We start from the raw sequence: 21,603 nt of genomic DNA on the forward strand, positions 1-21,603 counted from the left end.
TCTCGTGGCAATGGCGGGAGAACAGCGCGGGACATGGCGCGGAACCTTCAAACGGAGGGTCGGCTCAGGCCGGTCGATCTGGCACGTGAGCACGGGCTGTCCACCCAGGCGGTCAGGAACTACGAGGAGGCCGGCATCCTTCCGGCCGCCGGCCGCACACCCCACGGCTACCGCGTCTACACGCCGCTGCACGCGGTGGCGCTGCGCGCGTTCCTGGCGCTGGTGCCCGGCCACGGCCACGGGACGGCGGCGTCGGTCATGCGGGCCGTGCACCAGGGAGCGGTCGACGAGGCGTTGCGTCTCCTCGACGTCAGCCACGCCCAGCTCCTGGAGGACCGCCGGACCCTGGAGGCGGTGGAGAGCGCCCTGCGCGACCTGGACCCCGCCGCGGTGGCCGGGGCCCGGACCGGGGCCGGACCCGCTTCGGCTCCCGGTTCCATCTCCCCTTCCGCTTCCGGCGCCGGCTCCGGCGGCACGTTCATCGGACCGCTGGCGCGGAAGCTCGGGATCCGGCCCGCGACACTGCGGGCCTGGGAGCAGGCCGGGCTGGTGCGCCCGCGCCGCGACGCGCGGACCGGGTACCGCATCTACGACGACGCCGATGTACGGGACGTCCTGCTGGCGCGTCAGCTCAGGCGGGGCGGCTGCCCGCTGGAGCAGATCGCGCAGTTGATCGCGCAGGTGCGCGCCGCGGGCGGCCTGGAGCCTTTGGAGGCCGCACTGGGCGACTGGCACGGCCGGCTGTCCGCCCGCGCACGGGCGATGCTGGCCGGGGCCGCCGGGTTGGAGACGTACCTGCGCGAGCGCGGATGAGGGCGCGGACGGTCACCGCACGGGGTGCCCGGTGCGGAAGGCCACCGCACGGGGGGCGCCCGGTGCGCACGGTCATCGCGCGGGGCGCGCGGTCCGGACGCGTCCGGACGCCGTCACGCGGCGGGGCGGCTCGCGGCCCGGGCCGGCAGGGGGTACGGGGGCAGGGGGCGGCGACGGTAGGCGTCGGCGACCCGCGTCAGGAAGTCCGTCTCCGCCGCCACGTCCGCGCAACCGGGCTGCGGCAGCCGGGCGGAGTGGGCGAGCGGCGGGCGGCCCGCCAGCTTGGCACGCCGTGCGGTGTGCAGCATGCGTGCGACGATGACCGCCTCGCGGTCCTCACCGCGCGCCGCGAGCTGCCGGGCGTCCGGACCGGCCGGGCGGGCGTCCGGACCCGCCGGTGACTCGGGGTCCCCGGCGGGCACGAACCCGTCCGAGGGGACGTACTCGCGCAGCACGAGGATCGCGTCGCGGATCTCCACGATCTTCCGGTAGACGATCAGGTCCCTGGGACCTCGCGGCCACAGGACCTCGAGGAGGTGGTGCCGCGGCGCGCACAGGGCGACGGAGGGCACCGCGGCGATCAGATCCCGCCACAGCGGGTCCAGTCGGCGCAGCACCCTGATGTCGCCGACTGCCCGGTGCGCGTCGAGCAGGGTGGGTACGGCGATCGAGGCGGCCCGCAGCAGTCCGTGCAGTCCCATCGTCGCGGAGAGGCAGACCGGGATCCACGGTGAACGCACCTGGATGTACAGCAGGTCGGCGACCCAGAACAGGCCGGCGAAGGCGGTGCCCAGGCCGAACAGCGCCAGGCTGGTGCGGGACGGCCCGGCGCTGCCGCGGCGGCTGTACCGCCGGCACACCACGACGCAGGTGCCGTCGGCCGCCAGGTGCATGCAGACCAGGGTGAGCCAGAAGACCAGGGAGGGCTCGGGCGCGCCGTGCGGACCGATGACGTCCTGGGTGTGCGCGGGTGCCGAGACGTCGAGGTACAGCAGCGTCAGCAGGCAGAACACACCGCCGAGGTGCAGCCAGAGGCGCGGTGGGCCGCCGCCCGTCACGGTCAGCAGGAAGTCGAGGACGACGAGGGCGGACAGCGCTCCCAGCAGGTGCATGGCCAGTTGAGTGGCGCGCGGGTCGCCGGTGACGAGGTCGATGGCCCTGGCGACCGGGCCCAGGCGCAGGGCCATGGCGGCCGCGGCGGCGGCGACCGCCAGGCACAGACCGCGCTGCCGGGGGTCGCGCCGGGCCGCCGGTATCCGCAGCAGGACCGCGATCCAGATGGCCGCCACCCCCGCGTCCTCGACGAGGCCGGCGGCCGAGGCCAGATCAGCGCGCATGGGGACCGCCGACCCCCAGGGCAGCTTCGAGGTTGCCCAGTACGCCCGCCGACGGCGAGCTGCGCGGCCGGTCGGCGGCGGTCTTGATGAGGCTCGCGAGCATCTCGGCCTCCTGTTCCTGGACCGTGGTGTAGCTGGTGCGTCCCAGGAGCCGGCGCACGGTGCCCGGGCTGAGGTCGGTGAACACGTCCGCGAGGCCGGCCGCCGGCGAGGTGGGGGAGGAGCCGTGGTCGAAGAGGAGATGGGCGATCTCGTGCATGATGATGTGTTCTTGGTGCAGCGGTGTGGTGCGCGTCTCGAAGAAGATGTGGTCGTCGGTCTCGGTGGCGAGCCACAGTCCGCAGGCCGAGTTGCCCAGTGCGGCGGGGGGAAAGGCGTGCACGTTGATGGGCCGTCGGCGTTGCCGGGACAGGTGCGCGCAGAAGGTGTCGGCGGAGAACGGCCGAGGGAGGTCCAGGGTGTCGACCACTGCCTGACAGCGGCGGCGGAGTGTACTGAAGTAGTGCGGCATGCGGGTGCCTTCGCCTCGTGTGGGGGACGGTGACGGGAAGGGTGCACTCTCCGAGTCGCTCGTTCTTCGAATCGTCCGGACCCGCAAATGCTTCGGCACGACACCGAACCGGGTCAACCGGGTGATCTTCGCTCCCGGTGGGATCCGGCCACCCGGCCACCGGTCCCGGCGAGCCGCGGCCGGACCGGACGCGCGTCCCGACGCAGGTCCGGGCGCGGGTCCGCGCTCAGGTCCGGGCGCGGGGATGTCAACTGTCCGGCTCGTTCTCGCCCGGTGCGGCGACATCCGGCAGCTGCTGGATCCGGCGCGCCTCGTTCACCATGGTGAGCAGGGCGTCCAGTGTCTGCGGGGACAGCCCGTCGGCGCGCAGGGCCAGGTTGCGCACCCGCGCGTCCCGCAGCGCGGAGGCGAGCTTGAGCTGCGCGCTGACACGTTCGGCGGCCTCGTCGTCGAAGAAGTACTCCGGCGGGACACCGAAGAACTGGGCGAGGACGTCGAGTTGCTCCAGGGTGAGGTTGCGTTTCTTGCCGGTGGCCAGCTCCCACAGGTAGGTCGCGGAGATCGTGCCGCCCGTGGTCTGTCTTATCTGGGCGGCAAGTCTCGCGTACCCCGGCCGCTGCCTTTCATCCGGATAGAGTGCGACGATCAGGGCGCGCAGACGTTCGTCGAACCGGGCGAGCAGCGGCCGGCCGCCCTGGCCCCGGGGAAGGTCGCTCTCCTTCATCAGCCGTCCTCCGCTGGTGACTCGGCCCCGGCCGGGACCGTCCGCTGTACCGGTCGATGCTACCGGCTGACGGAGTGGAAGGTCCGCGACAGCGGACAGGACGGCCGGTGCGGCCCGCCTCCCCCGTGCCTGGGGCCACAGTGGCCCCGACAGGGCTCAGGCGGCGCCCGGTTGCCTGCCGGGGTTCCGTCCCACCGTGGTGACAGCGACCAGGACGCCCGCCAGGAAGCAGCAGCCGCTGATCACGGATCCGACGCGCATGCCGGTCTCGAAGTGCGCCTGGGTGGCGACGAGCGAGCCGAGCAGGGCGACGCCGACCGCGCTGCCCACCTGGCGGCTGGCGTTGAGCACGCCCGACGCCACGCCGGACCGCTCCGGTGGCGCCGATTCCACGACCGCGGCCACGGCGGCGGGCATGGTGAACGCCGTACCGAAGCCGATCGCGGCCAGCGGCAGCACCAGCACCCAGTAGGGGGTCGAGCTCCCGGCGACCAGGAGGGCGAAGAAGCCGGCGGTGCCGACCAGCAGCCCCACTGTCATGGGGGTGCGCGGGCCGGTCCGGGCCGTCATCCGTCCGCCGAGGGCGGAGGCGAGGCCGGCCATGGCGGTCTGGGGCAGGATGGCGAGCCCGGCCCACAGCACGGCGTAGTGCCGGTACTGCTGGAAGTAGAAGGTGACCACGAACAACTGGCCGTAGAACCCGATGTTGAGCAGCAGGCCCACGGCCGTGGCCCCGGAGAAGGAGGGGTGGCGGAACAGGGAGAGCGGCAGCATGGGATTGCTCACCCGTCCCTCGACCAGCAGGAACGCCGCCCCGCACACGGCGAACAGGACGAAGGCGGCCACGACCAGCGGGGCCGACCAGCCGCGGTGGCCGCCCTCGATGATGGCGAGGGTGAGGGCGCCCAGGGCCAGGATGCCGAGGATCTGGGCGGGCAGGTCCAGCCCGCGTTCGCCGCGCGGCCTCGGCGCGATCACGTGACGGGCCGTCAGGATCAGCCCCAGCAGGCCGAACGGGAGGTTCACGTAGAACACCGAGCGCCAGCCGAACGCCGAGACGAGCAGTCCGCCGAGCACCGGCCCGGACGCCGCCGCGATGCCGCCGATGCCGCCCCACACCCCGATGGCGCGGGCACGGTCCTCCTTGCGGTCGTAGGAGGCGTGGATGAGCGCCAGGGAGGTGGGCACCACGAGCGCCGCGGACAGGCCCTGGAGCAGGCGCATCACGACCAGGAACCACAGGGACGGGGCGATGCCGCAGCCCACGGAGGTCAGCACGAACAGGCCGAGCCCGGCCTGGAACACCGGTTTGCTGCCCAGCCGGTCGCCGACCGAGCCGGCCGAGAGCAGCAGCCCGGCGAACACGATGGTGTAGCCGTCGGCGACCCACTGGGCGCCGGTCAGGTCTCCGCCGGTGCCGAAGTCCTTGCCGATGGGCGGCAGCGCGACCGTCACGATCGTCGCGTCCAGCATGACCATGAAGAAGCCCAGGCAGAGCGCGACCAGCGGAAGCCGGGACGCGGTCTTCGGAGCCCGGGGGTCCGCGGTGGCGACCGCGGCGGGAGGGTTGACGTCGTCCAGGGACATCGACGTTCCTTCGTTTCGTTCCGGGCCCGGCATCAGGCCAGTCGTGCCTTCACCTCGGCCGAGTCGCGGACGGCGATCGCGTCGAGTTCGACGGCCGCGCCCAGCGGCAGCCGCTCCACCATGAAGGCCGTACGGGCGGGCGGGTCCGTCTCGAAGAACTCGCCGTACACGGCGTCGAAGGCCGGCATGTCGTCGTAGGTGGTGAGCCAGACCCGCATGCTCACCACGTCCCCCAGGCCCATCCCGGCGGCCTCCAGGGTGGACCGCAGGTTCTCCAGCGCGCGGCGCCCCTGTCCGGCCACCTCGTCCGCGACCAGTTTCCCGTCGCCGTCGACGCCGAAATGGCCCGCCAGATAGGCGGTGTCACCGACTACGACACCCGGCGAATAGCGGTAGCCGGGCACCTTTCCCCGGACGATCAGCTCGCGGCCCATCAGCACCTCCACGAAATCACGGTGATACCCCGCGGACCCGCTTTCCCGGCCTGCCGGGGCGGTCCGCACCAGGGGGAAGCGGTCACTGGCCAATCTAGTGCCGTAAAGCTTCGGGCCAGGTCGAAATGTGCTGGCAGCGACCGTCCGGCGCACTGCCGCGGGGCAGCCGGCGGCCGGTGCGGGCCCCGCCCGGAACAGAGGGAAAGGCGGCGCAAAATCGACGCGCGAAACGTTCCGGCGGTTCGGTCGCGCCCTGATCGGTGACAGCATGGACACCGGAGAAGGCCACGGCACCGACTGTTCGGGAGAGTCATGCGCGACTTGGCGGGAGACGCGAATTTCCTCACTCCGGCCTCCCTCATCGGGGATCAGACCAGGGCCCGGATCCTGCTCGCCCTCCTGGACCAGCGGGCGCTTCCGATGACGATGCTCGCGGCGGAGGCCGGCGTGGCGCCGTCGACGGTCAGCGGCCATCTGGGCCAGTTGGTCGACGGCGGACTGCTGACGGTCCGCAGACAGGGCCGCCACCGCTATTACAGCCTCGCCTCGGCGGAGGTCGCCCACGCGCTGGAGTCCCTCGCCAACCTGGCGCGCCCGTTCACCCCGCGGTCTCTGCGGTCCGGGACACGGGCCGCCTCCCTGCGCCTGGCCCGCACCTGTTACGACCATCTGGCGGGCCACCTCGGGGTCGGCGTGATGCGGGCCCTGCTGGAGCGGCGGATCCTGGTCGGCGGCGACGGACTGCACGACCCCGCCCGCTCGGTGCGCGACCGGCTGTCCGCGCCGGGCTGGGACCTCGTCTACGAGGTCACGGAGGAGGGCTGGCGGATCCTGGACGAGGTCGGTGTGAAACCGCCGCGGACGGCCCGGCCCACCGTGCGCTACTGCGTGGACTGGACCGAACAGCGCCACCACCTCGCGGGCGCGGTGGGTGCCGCGCTGCTCGACCGGCTCCTGGAACTGGGCTGGGTCGTCCGGGCCTCCGGCAGCCGGGTGATCAGGGTCCCCGAGGAAGGGGCCCGCGGCCTGCGCGACTGGCTCGGCCTCGACCTCCAGGAACTGCGTACCCGCGCGGCGGCCTGAGTACGAGTTCCCGGTCGGGGGCGGGCACGCGGCGGGCCGCCCTCGGCCCCTGCACGGTGGCGGCGTCCGCGTGCGCCGGGCCCGGCGCACGGTGCGGGGCCGTCCTCAGCACGCACCGTCCGGGCGTCCTCAGCACGCACCCGTACGGGCACGTCCTCGGTGCGCGGCGTGCGGGCGCACCCTCAGCACCCACTGGGCGGGCGCGCCCCTCGGTACTCACCGTGCGGGCGCGCCCTCGGTACTCACCGTGCGGGCGTTTCTCAGCTCGCCGTGCCGGGCGACCACGGCCGGTCCGTGGCCAGGACCTTGCCGGGGTTGAACAGGCCCCGGGGGTCGAGCGCGTGTTTCACGGCGTGCTGCAGGGCGAGGGCGGCTGTGCTCGACTCGCGCCGCAGACCGGCGCGTTTGAGCAGGCCGACCCCGTGCTCGGCGGTCACGGTGCCGCCCAGTGAGAGCGCCGCGTCCATCAGTTCCTCGAAGACGCCGTGCACGCGGGCGAGGGCCGCCTCGCCGGGGCGGGGCACGATGATCAAAGGGTGCAGGTTGCCGTCCCCGGCGTGCGCGATGTTGGCCACGGCGACGCCCCGGGAGGCGGAGATCCCGGCGATGCGCTCCAGCATCTCGGGGACGCGGCTGCGGGGCACGCACACGTCCTCGGTGAGGACGGGCCCGCGGCGGGCCAGAGCGGGGTACGCCAGCCGCCGTGCCTCGAAGAGGGCGTCGGCCTCGACCGGGTCGGTGGACACGTCGGCCCAGGTGGCGCCCGCGCCCCGGAAGCAGTCGAGCAGGGCGCGGCCCTCCTCCTCGGCGGCACCCCCGCCGGCGTCGCTGCGGGCGAGCAGCAGGGCCGCGGCGCCGGGATGCAGCCCCGTGCGCTTCCACTCGTCCACGGCCCGCAGGCAGTGCCGGTCGACGAGTTCGAGGGCGGCGGGGGTCAGTCCGCGGGCCGCGACCGCCGCGACGGCTCGCCCGGCCGCGGTCAGCTCGTCGAAGAAGCCGACCACCGTCACCGGCGGCTCGGGCCTGCGCACCCGCAGCCGCAGCGTCACCTCGGTGATCACCCCGAGGGTGCCCTCGGAGCCGGTGAACAGCCCGCGCAGGTCGTATCCCGCCACGCCCTTGACCGTCCGGCCGCCCAGACGCACCGCCGTACCGTCGGCGACGACGGCCTCCAGCCCCAGGACGTAGTCGCGGGTGACGCCGTACTTCACGCAGCAGATGCCCCCGGCGTTGGTGGCGACGTTGCCGCCGATCGTCGACCACGCGGAACTCGCCGGGTCGGGCGGGTACCACAGGCCGTGCTCGGCGCAGACCCGCTTGAGGTCGTCGTTGACGACGCCCGGCTGCACGGTCGCGGTGTGGTCGTCCACGTCGACGCGGAGCACCCGGTCCATCCGTTCGGTGGCGAGCACCAGACAGCCCTCGACGGCGTTGGCGCCGCCGGACAGTCCCGTGCCCGCCCCGCGCGGAACGATCGGCACACCGAGTTCGGCGCAGGTGCGCACGACGGCGCACACCTGGGAGGTGTCCCGGGGCAGCGCCACGGCCCGGGGCCGCCCGAAGGGTGCTCCCGCCGCCTCGTCGTGCAGATGGCCCTCGGTCACCTCCGCGCCGGTCAGCACGCGGCACTGCGGGACGCGAACGCGCAGCGCCGCCGTGAGGGTGTCGCCCAACGGGTCTTCAGACATGGGGAGTTCTCCTCGTCGGGAGGGGTGTGGCGGGCAACGGTAGGGCCGTGCCGGGGGAGGCTGCCCCGGCACGGCCCGTTGCGGTCCGCCGCCGTACCGGCGGCGCGGGACGCGGCGCTACCGGCGGCGGTGACCGGCGAGGAGTTCGGCCAGCAGGGCCGCGCGGAGGTGGACACCCTTGGTGACGCCCTCGAAGTAGTGCACGTTCGGCAGGTCGTCCGTCTCCGGAGGCAGCTCCGGACCGCGCGGCCCGGTGTGGATCAGCGGCACCCCCGTGCCCGTCCGGCTGAGCAGCCCGGCATCGAACACGAACCGCTGGTCGAGCCGCGCCGACCGGGTGTGGGAGCGTACGGCGCTCTCGTGGAAGTCGGACAGTTCGAACGGGATGATGGTCACCGCGTCCACGGCGCGCAGCAGTTCGGTGGCCGAATCCGCCGTACGCCAGGTCATCCTGGCCCTGGCCAGGGTGGCCCGCACGTCGTCGGGGACGTGCGTGCCGTCCGGGGAGAGGAAGACGATGCCCGCGGCGTGGAACGTGGCGAGCCCGTGCACGAGCGAGCGGGCGTAGCGGCAGGCCGGGTCGCCGACGTAGCCCACGGTGACGCCCGTCAGGCTGTCCAGCTTGGAGCGGAGCACCCACAGGTCGAGCATGGCCTGGGTCGGGTGCTCGCGGTCGCCGGTGCCGGCGCTGACGACGGGCACCGGTGACACCGCCGCCGCCCGCTCCGCCGCGTCGTCGTCGGTGTGCCGCAGCACGAGGATGTCGGCGTAGGAGCCTATGACGCGCACGGTGTCCTCCAGGGACTCCTGGTAGAAGTCGCCGGCCCGGGTGACCGCCACGTCGCAGAAGCCGACGGACGAGCCGCCGATGCGCCGGGCCGCCACCTCGAAGCTGAGCCGGGTGCGCGTGCTGTTCTGGTAGAAGAGCACGCCGAGGAGCGCGCCGGGGGCCGTGCGGGCCAGGGTCTCCGGGGAGCGGCCGAGCATCCACTCGGCCCGCTCCCACACCCGCTCGTAGTCGGCGCGCCGCCAGGAGGACAGTGACACGGCGTGCCGCGGCAGGCCGGTGGCGGGGGGCGCGGGCGGCGCCTGGGCGGACATCAGCTGCTGCGTCACCACCACTGGCCCTCCACCGTCTTCGCCACCCACTTCTGGGTGTCGAGCATCGCGTAACCGGGCATGACGGGCAGCGGCACGGAGCCGGGCAGCTCGTCGAGGCCCGTGATGGCCTGTCCCAGCCGGGAGGCGAGCATGCCCTGGGCCAGTGGCGGGGTGCCCGCGAAGATCGGGCACTCGCGCTCCTTGACGAACCAGTCGTCCAGCACGGACCGGTCCGGGTAGTCCGGCATCTCCGGGATGAACCTGCTGATGAGCTGCTCGGCGTTCTTCTCGTTCATCTCCTCGCCCTCGGGCACGCCGAAGTACTCCTCGGCCGTCATGGAGTCCCGCGTCCACTTGAAGAAGAACGTGCGGTGTCCGAACACCGGCGTGCACATCATGAACCGGCAGCGCTCGGAGCGGCGGAAGGCCCGGTGCAGCGTGTAACGGGCCTCGATCTCGTAGATCTCGATCTTGTCCAGGACGTAGTCGCAGCCCTCGAAGAACTCGTCGACGACGTCCTCGGTGATGCCCTCGGGGTACACGTCGATGTTGACGTCGCGGGTGGTCCGGTAGACGGCCTCGGCGACGACCTCGGCCTTGTTGCGGCCGACGGTGTCTATGCTCGCGCCGTACTGGCGGTTGATGTTGGAGACCTCGAAGGAGTCCGGGTCGGCCAGCTTCAGGTTCTGCACACCCATGCGGACCAGACGGTCCGCCGTGGCCCCGCCGATGCCGCCGACACCGGCGATGCCTATGACGGCGTTCTTCAGCTTGAGCTGGCGCTCCTTCTGCTCCTCCAGGGTGTTGCCCAGCCAGCCCAGGTTGCGGCGGACCCGCTGCCAGTAGTAGTCCTCGCCGGTTTCCGTGGCGGTGTAGCGCTTGCGATCCGACATGGATGACCTTTCCGGTGTCTGGTGTCTGGTGTCTGGTGTCTGGTGTCTGGTGTTCGGTGCCTGGTGTGCCGTGCCGTGTGGACGTGTCGGTGCCTGGTGTGTGCCGTTCGGGCCCGGGTGCGGGCGCGGCTGGTGTGTGCCGTTCAGTCGGCGAGGTGCGCGGCGCGGGGGATGTGTGCCGTTCAGGCCGCGAGGTGTGCGGCGCGGCCGGTCAGTCGCCGGGCCGTACGGCCGTGACGTGGATGCCGTGGAAGGTGTAGGCGTCCCGCTCGAAGCGCGTGGGCAGTTCCTCGTACGCGCAGGCGCGCTCCAGGTAGTCGATGACCTCCTTCCCCTCGGGTGCGGAGGCGGCCACCGGGCGGGGACTGTTGTCCGGGCCGAGGACGCACGGGGCGAACCCGGCGCGGATCGAGCCGTCGGCCCACCCGATGAGGGCGAAGCCGGTGAGCCGGCCGTCGGGATGGAAGGGGAGCAGCGGGTGCCCCTCACGGGGACCGATGCGGAACTCGCCGAAACGCCGGGCACTTTCGCGGCGCAGCCGGGCGTCGCCGCGGCCGAGGTAGGCGGATTTCCGCAGCCGTTCCTCCAGGCCGGGCAGGTCGAAGGCGAAGTGCCCCAGGCCGTAGAAGATGGGCCGTCCGCGGTGGAACTCGATGCCGCGCAAGAGGTGGTGGTGGTGGCCGAGGACGGCGTCCGCGCCCGCGTCGATGGCGGCGCGCGCGGTGCGCGTCTCGTGATCGGTGAGGACGTAGGGCCGGGTGAAGTCGCCCCAGTGGAAGCTGGCGAGGACCACGTCCGCCTGGTCGCGGGCGCGTGCCACGTCCTCGCGCAGCGCCTCCATGTCCCCCTCGTCGGGCACGGTGGTGACCCGGGGCAGCAGCCCCGGATTCCACTCGTTGGTCTCCCACGGGGTGTAGAGGGTGCTCGCCCGCAGCGGGGCGAGTCCCGGGACTCCGGGACGGGCCTCGTACCCGCAGGGGAAGACGGAGGCGTAGGCGAGGACGGCGACACGGCCCCGGCCGGTGTCGAGCACGGCCGGCCGGTGCGCGTCCTCCCGGTTCTCCCCGGCCCCCGCCGTGGCCACACCTGAGCCCCGCATCAGCGCGCGGGTCTCCAGCAGGGCGAGGGTCCCCCCGTCGAGGCTGTGGTTGTTCGCGAGCGAGACGACGTCGACGCCGGCACCGGCGACACCGCGCGCGTGGGAGGGATCGGCGATGACGGGGACGCCCGCGCTGGGGGCACGTTCCTGCGTGGTGCAGTAGACGCCCTCGAGGTTCGCGAACGTCGTGTCCGCCTGTCGGAAGGCGCTGCTGACGTGCTGGAACGCCTCCTCGGGTCGTTCCCGGTGTACGAAGACGTCCCCGACGGCGACGATCTGCAACTCGTCCATGGACGGCACGGCCCCCTTGACCATTTCGGCGTGGGTGTTGGCTGGGCATTCGCCAGGTACTCGCTGTGTGCTCGCGAGTACCGGACGGGCTCGGTGAACGCGATGAACTCGACGGCCCCGATGTGCTCGACGGACTCGATGGACTCGAGCGGTCGAGGAACTCGACGGCCATTCGCTACAGCGGATGGTGCCGTTGGTGAGCATAAGCACGGCTGGTCCGTCGCTGACAACTACAGCGGACGCTTCCCGGGAACTTGGCGCAAAACGCATCCATGACAGCGGATGGAACACACTTCGGCCGGAACCGAAGCCGAAGGCTCCTAGCATCGCTGCCGCTCGTTCCGAGACCTTCGGGAACCTCTCAGGAAGGAAACGACATGGCCCGCACCGTGAGCCCGGAGCCCGCCCTGGACCGGGACCTCGACCTGGACCTCGACCTCGACATCGACCTGCGGCTGGACGTGGAGGCGGAGGACGTGGCCGGGCCCGGACCGCACCCCGCGACCTTCACCGGCACGGGCACCTGCCTGGCCTGCCCGCCCACCTACTACAACTGCTGAACCCCCGTGGTGAGTCCGGCGGGAGGGCTGATGCCGGACACCGGTTCCGGTCCCTCCCGCCGGGCCGGCGGTGGTTCCCCGACCAGGCCAGGATGGAGGCAGGCCCGCCCATGAACGACACCCACGTGTTCGCGGCAGGCAGCAGTGTCCTGCTGCGTGCCGCGGCGCTCCCGCTGCCCGGTTCGCACCGGGAAGACCTCCGCGCGGAGCCGGCCCCCGGGGACCTCGACGACCTGGACGACCCCGCCGCCCTGCGTGCGCGGCTCGCACGGCTGGCCGCCGACCCGCTCTTCACCGCGGCGGTCCGGCTGGCCAGCCCGAGCCTCGCCGACGACCTGTCGAAGTGCGCGGCGGCGCAGACGGCGGCACCGGAGGCGGGAACGCCCGAGACCGCAGTCCCGGCGCCGGCGGGGCAGGTGACGGCGGGTCCGGCGCCGGCAGGACGGGAGACAGCGGGTCCGAGAGCGGCGGGACAGGTGACGGCAGGTCCGACGCCGGCGGGGCCGGAGACGGCACACCGGGAGACGGCAGACCGGGAGACGGTCGCGCCGGAGACGGCAGACCTGGAGACAGCCGCGCCGGGCGTCGTGGCGCCGGGGACGGTCACGCCCCGCAGGCTGCGGCGGGTCCTGCTCTCCGTACTGAAGTACCACCTGCGCATGACCCACCGCCCCACGCCCTTCGGCTTGTTCGCCGGTGTCGCGGCCGCCTCCCTCGGACCGGTGCCCCACCGGACGGTCGGTGCCGCCCACCGCACGATCAGCCGGCCCGACGCCGCCTGGCTCGACACCGTCCTGGACGGCCTGCTCGACCACCCCGGCCTCGTCGCCCGCTCGCGGCTGGTCGCCGATCCCCTGCACGTCGTCCGCGACGGCAGGGTCGTCCTGGTCGACCACCACGACGCGGACGGCGCCCGGCGCCGCGTCCACTCCGTGCGCCACACCCGGCTCGTCGGCAGCGTGCTGCGGTACGCCGCCGGGCCCATCGCCTTCCCCGCGCTCGTCCAACGGCTCCAGGACGACTTCCCGCAGGCCACGCGCGAGGAGGTCGGCCACGTCGTCGGCCGGCTCGTGGCAGGACGCTTCGTGCTCTGCGACCTGGTTCCGCCGCCCGACTGCCTCACCCCGCTCGACCACGTCCTGGAACGCCTCGACGGCTCGGGCCACCCCCACGCCGAGGCCCTGGCCGGGGTACGCGGCGCGCTGCGCGCACTGGACGCCGCACCGCTCACCACGCGCGGGCCGCGACTGGCCGAGGTGGCCGAGCGCATGCGCGCTCTCGCGCCGTCCGGCCACCTGGTGCAGTGCGACCTCGCCTTCGACGCGCGGCTGGTGCTGCCGGCCGCGGTGGGAGAGGAGGCCGAGCGCGCGGCGGGCGTCCTGTGGCGGCTCACCCGGCACGAGCCCGGCACGCCCGCTCTGCGGCCGTACCACCGGCGGTTTTTGGAGCGTTACGGCACCGGCCGCGCCGTACCGGTCCGCGAACTCCTCGACGAGGCACGCGGACTCGGCCTGCCCGCCGCGTACCGGACGCGCGCGGGCGCCGCCGAGCGCGGGGATCCGAACGGAGCGAACGGACAAGGCGAGCAGGACAGCCAGGGCGGACAGCGCGGACCGGCCGGATCGGCAGCCCGCGACCTCCTCGCCCGGGACCCGGCCGCCCGCGGCGCGGCCACCCGGCAGGGCGTTCTCGCCGAACTCCTGCTGGATGCGGCCCGTTCCGGGTCCGGTGAGATCCTGCTCGACGACGCCACGGTCACCGCGCTGGCCCCCGAGCCGCCCCACCGGCCGCCACCCTCCCTGGAGTTGGGGGCCGAGCTGGCGGCCACCGGCTGGGACGAACTGTGCGCGGGCCGGTTCACCCTGGTGCTCGGCGCTCCTACGGGCTCCCCCCGGGCCGGTGCCACCTCGGGCCGCTTCGTCCACGTCCTCGACGGCAAAGAAGCGGACGTCCGGCACACCGTCCTGCACGGCGAGACGACGACCGCCCGTCAGGAGCCCGTGCCCGAGACACCCGCGGTCGTCGCCTACCGCCCGCGAGTCGTCCGGTCCGCCAACGTCACCGCCGTCCCCCAGTGGCTGCCGCACCGCATTCCCCTCGGCGTCGGCCCCGCGGCGGCGGACCAGGCCGGCGACCTGCGGCTGGAGGACCTGGCCGTGTACGCCGACACGGAGCGCCTGCGCCTGGTCCACACGCCGACCGGCACCCTCGTACGGCCGGTGTCGTACTGCATGCTCAACCCGGCCTCCGGCCATGTGCCCGACACCGCCCGCTTCCTGCTGGACCTCGGCCACGAGGGGCGCGGCTGGTGCGCTCCCTGGGACTGGGGCCCGTGGGCGCAGGCACCGGCCCTGCCGCGCGTCCGCCACGGACGGACCGTCCTGTCCCCGGCGCGCTGGCTGCCCGACCGGGCGCTGCGCGAGGCCGCCCGCCGGAACGAGGGCACCGGCGGGCGCTGGCACCGCGAGGTCGCCCGCTGGCGCGACCGGTGGCGTGTCCCCCGCCACCTGCGGCTCACCCGTGCCGACCACCGCCTGACCCTGGACCTGGACGACCCGCTGCACCTGCTCCTGCTGCACGAGGAGCTGCGGCGGCCCGTACCGGCGGCGATGACGGAGTGGTACGGCGGCCCCGCCGGCTGCCGCTGGCTCCAGGGGCCGCACGGAGCGCACGCGGCCGAACTGACCCTGCCGCTGTTCGCCCGCCACCCCCGCCCGGAGCCCCGGCCCACCGCGCCCCACCCCCGGCCTCCCGCACCGCGACCCGGGCCCACCACACCGGCCCCCGGACCTCCCGCACCGGAACCCCGGCCCGCCCCCGCGCCACCGGCCCCGCCGGCCGCCCGCCGCGCCGTCCGTCCCCCGGCCGCCGATCCAGTCGTCCGTCCCCCGGCCGCCCGCCGTGCCGAACTCCCGGGCGGGGAGTGGCTCTACGCCAAGCTGTACGTGCCCGCGGCCCTGCAACGCGACGTCCTCGCCCGGCACCTGCCCACCCTGCTGCGTCCGGACCTGCTCGGCGAAGCGGGCGCCGACCGGTGGTTCTTCCTCCGCTACGCGGACCCGGACCCGCACCTGCGCCTGCGCGTCCACGGCACACCCCAGGGCCTGTGGCCGGTCTTCCTGCCCGCACTGCGCGACTGGGCCGGGACCCTGCGCGAGGCCGGGCTCATGGACCGTCTCGTCCTCGACACGTACGAACCCGAGACCGAACGCTACGGCGGTCCGCGGGCCCTCCCGGAGGCGGAACGGGTCTTCGCGGCCGACAGCGCGACCGTCCTCGGCCAACTCGCCACACCTTCCGCCGAGTCCGACGCCGCCTCCGGAATCCTGCACATCCTCACCTGCCTGGGCGCACCGGCGGAGGCACTGGAGTGGCTGAGCGGCCCGGAGGTCCTGGCCCACCGCGCCGACGTCCCCCGAGCGGACAAGCAGGCCGTGGCATCCGCCCTGACGCCGGCCGGGGCACCGCAGGCACCGCCGGCGTGGCGCAGCCGCTCCGCCGCGCTGGACCGCCTGCGCACGGTGCTCGCCCCGCGGAGCCGGGCGTCCGTCGCCCTGAGCCTGGCCCACCTGCACTGCAACCGGCTCCTCGGCACCGACCGCGTCATGGACCTGCGGGCTCACGCCACGGCCCGCGAAAGCCTGCGCCTGCGCCTCGACCGCACCCGGCACGGCCGGTGACCCCCGAGCGGACCGGCGCGCCGCACCGCCCGCCGCCGCCCCGGCCGCAGGACCACCACCGCCTCCGACGCACATCCGTCCGCCCGCCTCCACCCCGCGAAGGACTCCACCCCTCCCCCGCCGACGCCCACCCCACACCGAAGCCCACTCCTGCTCCCGCTCCCACGCCCGCACCGACCGCACCGGACGGCCGATGACCCCACACCACCCCGGACCCCGCCTCGGCGGACCGGCACTCGACACCGCCCACCGAGTCGCCCGCACCCTGCGCGACCCGGCCCACGCCGCGGCCGTCACACGGGCGGGTCTCGCCCGGCTGCCCGCGGAGCTGATGCTCCCCGCCTGGCACGCCTCCTCGGTGCTCCTCGGTCACAGCGGGGTCAGCCTGCTGCAACTGCGCTGCGCCCAGCACGATCCGGACGCGCTCGCCGCCGCCCGCGCCCACCTCCGGGCGGCGGCCGCGGCCTTTACGGGAGCCCGCCCCGCCTCGGCGGGCGACCTGGTCCTGCCCCTCCTCCTGTACCTGCGGCACACGGGTACCGGCGCTGGACCGGCGGGCCAGGCCATGGACGCGCACACCGCCGCACTCGCCGCCCGCACCGCCCGGTCGCGGGCCGCCCCCGGCCGGCGCGCCGGCGGTGGTGACGGTGGCGGGGGCGGTGGCGGTGGCGGTGGCGGTGGCAGTGGCAGTGGCAGTGGCAGTGGCGGACAGGCCTACCACCACTACGACGCGATCACCGGCCTCGCCCGGCACGGCCGGATCCTGCTGCTGGCCGCCGACACCGGCCATGCCGGAGCCGCCCGGGTCCTCGCCGACGTCCTCACCCATCTGGTCGAGCTGACGCGGCCGACCGAGGTGGACGGCGTCCCGGTGCCCGGCTGGTGGTGCGCCCCGGAGCACTACCTGGTGCCCCGCGACCGGGAGACCTTCCCGCGCGGGGACTTCAACGCGGGTGCCGCGCACGGCATCTGCGGCCCGCTGGCGCTGCTGTCCCTGGCCAGGCTGTCCGGGCGCGGAGTACCGGGCGACGCGGAGGCGATCCGGCGCGTGGTCGACTGGCTCACCGACCACACCCACCCCGGCCCCGGGGGCGCACCGCAGTGGCCGGGCCGGATCTCCTACGAGGAGCAGACCGCCCGCCGTACCGGACGGCCACGGCGGGCCGCCGCGACCCGACCGGCGCGTCCCGCCCGCATCCGGCCCGGCTGGTGCTACGGCACCTCCGGCATCGCCGGGGCCCTGCACCTCGCGGGCCGGGCCCTCGCGGACCCGGCGGTGGTCCGGACGGCGGCCCACGCGCTGCGGGGCCTGCTGCACAGCCCGCCCGGCGCACTCGTCCCCGACGACGATCCCGGCCTGTGCCACGGCCTGGCCGGGATCCTGCACGCCACCACACTGATGGCCGCCGCCACCGGCGACCGGGACCTGTGGGCCGGCGCCGACCGCCTGGCCGACGCGCTCCTGGCCGCCTACTCGCCCGGGGCCGCGTTCGGCTACCGGCGTCCGGTCCAGGGCACCACTCCCCCGGCGCACCTGGACAGTTGCGCCCTGCTCGACGGCGCCACCGGCGTCGCGCTCGCCCTCGCCACCTACGCGCGGCCTCCTCGCACCGCCACCTCACCCACCTGGGACGCGGCCCTGCTGACGAGCTGACGAGCCGGCGAACCGCGGCGGGCCCGGTGAGCACGCGGGAGGAGGCGTGCTACGGAGGGGGTGCGGCGCTCGCCGCGGCGGGCGCGGGCCTGCCTCCGGCGCCCCGGACGGCGGGCGGGAGCGGCCTCCAACTGCTCGTTCCCGGCTGCGCGGTGGTCATGTCTGCCCTGGTGAAAGGGTATGGGACTCCCGTTTCACGGGACCCTTACATGTGCTTTACTTTCGCCGGACGAGGGGCTCTTGGGCCTGGACAGTGTGGGGGCGCTCGGTTCCCCCTCGGTTCGGAGAAGGGAAACACATGGCGATACGCCGTGTTCGCCGTGCTTGTGGGGCGCAACTGCTGGAAGTCGCCCCTTTCCTGACGGAGCGTCCGGCCGGGAACGCCGCGATCGCCGGTGCCGGGGCATCGGCCCGGAGCGTCACGGCGGCCGGTGCCACCGCGGTCACCGCTGCCGGCACCGGCGCGCGGAAGCCCGGCCCCGGCATCGCCGGCCTCCGCGTCACCGGCTGACAGCCCGCCCGGCCCGCCGCCCCGACCGGGCGCCCCGGGCCGGGTCCGCCCTCGTCCTCCTACTCGCGCGGCCGGTCCCCCGGTCCGTCCCAGTGCTCCGGCCGGGGCCGCCCCGCGCACCGCGACCCCAACGGGAGAGGTTCATCGTGTCAAGATCCCGCTCGACCTCCGCGAGGAGCGCCGGTCTGCTGGCCGCCGCCGCCCTCGCGGCGGGCTGTCTGACCGTGTCGGGAGCGCATGCCGTCACCGGCCCGGCGGCCACCGACAACGGTTTCGCCTTCGCCGCCCGCCTGGACATCGGCGACGGTCAGCGTGCCTGCTCGGCGGCGCTGGTGGCCCCGCAGTGGCTGGCCGCCTCCGCGCACTGCTTCGCCGAGGACGGCGCCGGGCAGGTGCCCACGGGCAAGCCGAAGTGGAAGACGACGGCCACCATAGGCCGTACGGACCTGACCGGCACCGCCGGTCAGGTCCGTGAGGTCGTCGAACTGGTCCCGCGCGGTGACCGCGACCTGGTCCTGGCGCGCCTGGCCTCGCCGGCCACCGGCATCACCCCGGTGGCGCTCGCCACGACCCCGCCGGCCGCCGGTGACGAGGTCACGGTGGCCGGTTTCGGCCGGACCAGGGACGAGTGGGCGCCGCTCAAGCTGCACACCGGGACCTTCAGCGTCGACGCGGTGAACGGCGGCACGCTCGCCCTGCACGGCAAGACCGCGGCGGACGCCGTCTGCGCCGGTGACGCGGGCGGCCCGGTCGTGCGCCAGAAGGACGGGAAGACGGAACTGGTCGCCGTCAGCAGCCAGTCCTGGCAGGGCGGCTGCTTCGGCACCGACCCGGCCGAGACCCGCAACGGCGCCGTCTCCACCCGCCTGGACGACGTGGCCCGCGGCAACGTCCTCGCCTCCGGCGGCGTCCTGCTGCCCGGGGACACCCTGACGTCGAACTCCGCCCGTCTGACCATGCAGGACGACGGCGACCTGGTCGTCGTCTCCGACTCGGGGCAGACCCGCTGGTCGACGAAGACCGGCGGTCACCCCGGCGCCCGGGCGCGGCTGGACCCGAACGGCAACCTGGCCGTGGTCGCCAGCGACGGGACCACCGTCCTGTGGCAGAGCGGCACCAGCGCGGCCGGCGGCTCGCTCGTCCTCCAGGACCGCGGCAACCTGGTCCTGCGCAACGCCAAGGGCGAGGCGCAGTGGGCCGCGGGCACGACGGTCCGTCACGACTACAACGGCGACGGCCGCAGCGACATGGCCGACTGGTACGACTACGCCGACGGCCACGACTCGGTGCACACGTTCCCGGCGAAGGCGGACGGCGGTTTCGGCAGCCCGGCCGAGGCCTGGTCGACCGCGGCCGGCAACTACTACGCCGAGAACATGAAGCGCTTCACCGGCGACTTCAACGGCGACGGCATCGCGGACGTGGCCACCTTCTACGGCTACTCGACGGGCGAGGTCGGCCTGATCACCTGGCTCGGCAAGGGAGACGGCACCTTCGCCGGGCCCCTGCACTCCTGGAAGGTCACCTCCGGCTGGACCTTCTCCCGGATGACCGTCAACTCCGGTGACTTCAACGGCGACGGCCGCGACGACGTGGCCGTCTGGTACGACTACGCCGACGGCCACGACACGCTGCACACCTTCCTGGCCCGGCCCGACGGCGGCTTCGCCAACCCCTTCACCTCGTTCGACCGTGCCAGCGGCAACTGGGACGTCACCCACATGAAGTTCACCACCGGTGACTACAACGGCGACGGCCGCGACGACCTCGCCGCGCTCTACGGCTATGCCACCGGCGAGGTCAAGCTCTTCACCTTCCCGGCCAGGCCCGACGGCGGACTCGGCGAGCCCGTGGCGGGCTGGAACTCGCCCACCGGCTGGGAGTTCGCCCGCGCGACCCTCGTCTCGGGCGACTTCGACGGGGACGGCCGTGACAACGTCGCCGCCTGGTACGACTACGCCGACGGCAGCGACAAGCTGATCGGGTTCACCCCCAGCGGCGCGGACGGCGTGTTCGGCAGCCGCACCGAGCTGTGGTCCACGCCCGCGGGCAACTACTACCGCGAGAACATGCAGCTCGTGACCGGTGACTACAACGGTGACGGCCGCGACGACCTGGCCACCTTCTACGGTTACTCCGACGGCAGCGTCAAGACCATCACCTGGACCGCCAAGGCCGACGGCACCCTCAACGGCCCGGCCGGCAGCTGGTCGGCGGCCAAGGGCAACTGGACCTTCAGCCGCGTCCACATGATCGAGCGCTACAACAGCCCTTCCTGACCGGGGCCGTCGACGGGCGGGCCGGCCGGCCCGCCCCATGACGACGAGGGCCTCTCGCGGTTCGCGGACATCGAGTCCGCCGAGCCGCGAGAGGCCCTTTCTTCGCGTGGACGCCCGGGGCGGCCGTCAGTTCCGGGGCTCCGGAACCTGGCGGGGGATCAGGGCGTGCACCACGCCGGCCACCACCGCGATGCCGACGCCGGTCAGGCACAGGGCCCGGGCCGAGATGTCGTGGTCGACCAGGATGCCGCCGAGGGCCGCACCGAGCGCCTGACCGAGGTAGATGCCGGAGGAGTTGAAGGAGATGACGACGCTGGGCAGCGTCGGCACCAGCTCGGTCAGCCGGTGGTTGTTCGGGGTGGCCACCGCCCAGCCGGCGGCCCCGTTGAGGGCCATGACGATGATGACGGGCACGAGCGAGGTGCAGACCGTCAGCAGGGCGAGCGTGACGATGAGCAGGGCGACGGCGCAGGTGAGGGTGCGTGCGGCTCCCAGGCGGTCGGTGAGGAAGCCGCTGCCGAAGGAGCCGAAGATGCCGCCGAAGCCCCAGGCGAGCAGCGCCGCGGCGAGTGCCGTGCCGTGGATGCCGGCGATCTCGGCGAGCACGGTCGCGGTGTAGGTGTAGACCATGATGCTGGCGCCGCTGGCCAGGAGCATGAATACCACCATGGTCACGACCCGGCGGTTGGCCAGGACGGCGAACCGCTGGGCGAGGGGGATCGCCGGCGGGATCGGCAGGCCGGGCAGCACCACCAGGACGCCGAGCAGTGCCAGTGCGCCGACGGCGGCGACGAAGACGAGGCTGGCCTCCCAGGACACGTGCTGTCCGATGGCCGTACCGACGGGGACGCCGAAGACGGTGCCGACGGTCAGGCCGCCCAGGATCACCGACAGGGCCCGTCCGCGGGCGGCGGGCCCGGCGAGCGCCGCGGCCGCCGCGGAGGCGTTCGGCGTGTACAGGGCCGCGCCCAGGCCGGCGACGACCCGTGCCACCAGCAGCAGCGGCAGATTGGGTGCGGCGGCGGAGGCGAGGTTGGCGAGGACGAACAGCGCGAGCGCGACGGCCAGCAGGGGCTTGCGGGGCAGCCGGCTGGTCAGGACGGCCAGGAAGGGCGCCGCCAGGCCGTAGGTCAGGGCGAACGCGGTGATGGTCTGCCCGGCCTCGCCGGTGGAGACGTGCAGGCCGCCCGCGATCTGGGGCAGGATGCCGGCCAGGACGAAGGAGTCCGTGCCCATGGCGAAGGAGCCGAGGGCGAGGACGGCGACGGGCTTTCCCCAGGCGGGTGCGGAGGCCGGTGCCGCGGTGGGGCTGTTCGTTCCCGGGGTGGTCGATTTTGTGGTCACACCAAGAGAGTGGC

General features: G+C 74.1%; 16 protein-coding genes. 6 read left to right on the forward strand and 10 right to left on the reverse strand.

Annotated features, from left to right (window positions below; genetic code table 11):
• Window positions 1-33: 33 nt before the first annotated feature.
• A complete protein-coding gene (locus tag AC6I72_RS34275; RefSeq protein ID WP_498005358.1) occupies window positions 34-813 on the forward strand; it encodes a TioE family transcriptional regulator in 780 nt (259 codons plus the stop codon).
• Between the two features lie 113 nt (window positions 814-926).
• On the opposite strand, the gene AC6I72_RS34280 is transcribed toward AC6I72_RS34275, so the two are convergent.
• From AC6I72_RS34280 to AC6I72_RS34300, 5 genes are all read right to left on the reverse strand, one after another.
• Window positions 927-2,150 carry an MAB_1171c family putative transporter gene (locus tag AC6I72_RS34280; RefSeq protein WP_498005359.1) on the reverse strand — a complete coding sequence of 408 codons (1,224 nt, stop codon included), beginning with the start codon at window positions 2,148-2,150 and terminating at the stop codon, window positions 927-929.
• Entirely contained in the window at window positions 2,140-2,619 is a 480-nt protein-coding gene (locus tag AC6I72_RS34285) for a hypothetical protein (protein ID WP_498005360.1), read from the reverse strand. Before AC6I72_RS34285 ends, AC6I72_RS34280 begins: the two co-directional genes overlap by 11 nt.
• A 289-nt stretch (window positions 2,620-2,908) precedes the next feature.
• A complete protein-coding gene (locus tag AC6I72_RS34290) occupies window positions 2,909-3,385 on the reverse strand; it encodes a hypothetical protein (RefSeq protein ID WP_498005361.1) in 477 nt (158 codons plus the stop codon).
• Window positions 3,386-3,541: 156 nt separating this feature from the next.
• Complete coding sequence (locus AC6I72_RS34295) at window positions 3,542-4,972, reverse strand: MFS transporter (protein WP_498005362.1); 1,431 nt, start codon at window positions 4,970-4,972, stop codon at window positions 3,542-3,544.
• A gap of 32 nt (window positions 4,973-5,004) precedes the next feature.
• A complete protein-coding gene (locus tag AC6I72_RS34300; protein ID WP_051813452.1) occupies window positions 5,005-5,418 on the reverse strand; it encodes a RidA family protein in 414 nt (137 codons plus the stop codon).
• Window positions 5,419-5,718: 300 nt separating this feature from the next.
• Here AC6I72_RS34300 and AC6I72_RS34305 point away from each other — a divergent pair, with 300 nt between their 5' ends.
• The gene (locus AC6I72_RS34305; RefSeq protein WP_498005363.1) at window positions 5,719-6,489 is read left to right on the forward strand and encodes an ArsR/SmtB family transcription factor; all 771 of its coding nucleotides are present in this window, start codon (window positions 5,719-5,721) and stop codon (window positions 6,487-6,489) included.
• 260 nt (window positions 6,490-6,749) lie between these two features.
• On the opposite strand, the gene AC6I72_RS34310 is transcribed toward AC6I72_RS34305, so the two are convergent.
• From AC6I72_RS34310 to AC6I72_RS34325, 4 genes are all read right to left on the reverse strand, one after another.
• Window positions 6,750-8,177, reverse strand: a complete 1,428-nt coding sequence (locus AC6I72_RS34310; RefSeq protein ID WP_498005364.1) for an FAD-binding oxidoreductase — start codon at window positions 8,175-8,177, stop codon at window positions 6,750-6,752.
• 117 nt (window positions 8,178-8,294) lie between these two features.
• The gene (locus AC6I72_RS34315; protein WP_498005365.1) at window positions 8,295-9,293 is read right to left on the reverse strand and encodes an aspartate carbamoyltransferase; all 999 of its coding nucleotides are present in this window, start codon (window positions 9,291-9,293) and stop codon (window positions 8,295-8,297) included.
• Window positions 9,290-10,171, reverse strand: coding sequence for a ThiF family adenylyltransferase (locus tag AC6I72_RS34320; protein WP_498005366.1), 882 nt, complete (start codon window positions 10,169-10,171; stop codon window positions 9,290-9,292). Before AC6I72_RS34320 ends, AC6I72_RS34315 begins: the two co-directional genes overlap by 4 nt.
• Before the next feature lie 211 nt (window positions 10,172-10,382).
• A complete protein-coding gene (locus AC6I72_RS34325; protein ID WP_498005367.1) occupies window positions 10,383-11,561 on the reverse strand; it encodes a CapA family protein in 1,179 nt (392 codons plus the stop codon).
• Window positions 11,562-11,938: 377 nt separating this feature from the next.
• Here AC6I72_RS34325 and AC6I72_RS34330 point away from each other — a divergent pair, with 377 nt between their 5' ends.
• From AC6I72_RS34330 to AC6I72_RS34345, 4 genes are all read left to right on the forward strand, one after another.
• Window positions 11,939-12,121: a hypothetical protein gene (locus AC6I72_RS34330; RefSeq protein ID WP_366723101.1), complete on the forward strand. Its 183-nt coding sequence runs from the start codon at window positions 11,939-11,941 to the stop codon at window positions 12,119-12,121.
• 110 nt (window positions 12,122-12,231) lie between these two features.
• On the forward strand, window positions 12,232-15,801 hold the full coding sequence (locus AC6I72_RS34335; protein WP_498005368.1) for a lantibiotic dehydratase: 3,570 nt from the start codon (window positions 12,232-12,234) through the stop codon (window positions 15,799-15,801).
• 193 nt (window positions 15,802-15,994) lie between these two features.
• The gene (locus tag AC6I72_RS34340; protein WP_498005369.1) at window positions 15,995-17,455 is read left to right on the forward strand and encodes a lanthionine synthetase C family protein; all 1,461 of its coding nucleotides are present in this window, start codon (window positions 15,995-15,997) and stop codon (window positions 17,453-17,455) included.
• 657 nt (window positions 17,456-18,112) lie between these two features.
• Window positions 18,113-20,245 carry an FG-GAP-like repeat-containing protein gene (locus tag AC6I72_RS34345; protein WP_498005370.1) on the forward strand — a complete coding sequence of 711 codons (2,133 nt, stop codon included), beginning with the start codon at window positions 18,113-18,115 and terminating at the stop codon, window positions 20,243-20,245.
• 126 nt (window positions 20,246-20,371) lie between these two features.
• On the opposite strand, the gene AC6I72_RS34350 is transcribed toward AC6I72_RS34345, so the two are convergent.
• Entirely contained in the window at window positions 20,372-21,589 is a 1,218-nt protein-coding gene (locus AC6I72_RS34350; RefSeq protein WP_498005371.1) for an MFS transporter, read from the reverse strand.
• Window positions 21,590-21,603: the final 14 nt, after the last annotated feature.

The organism is Streptomyces sp. Xyl84, assembly GCF_059731885.1.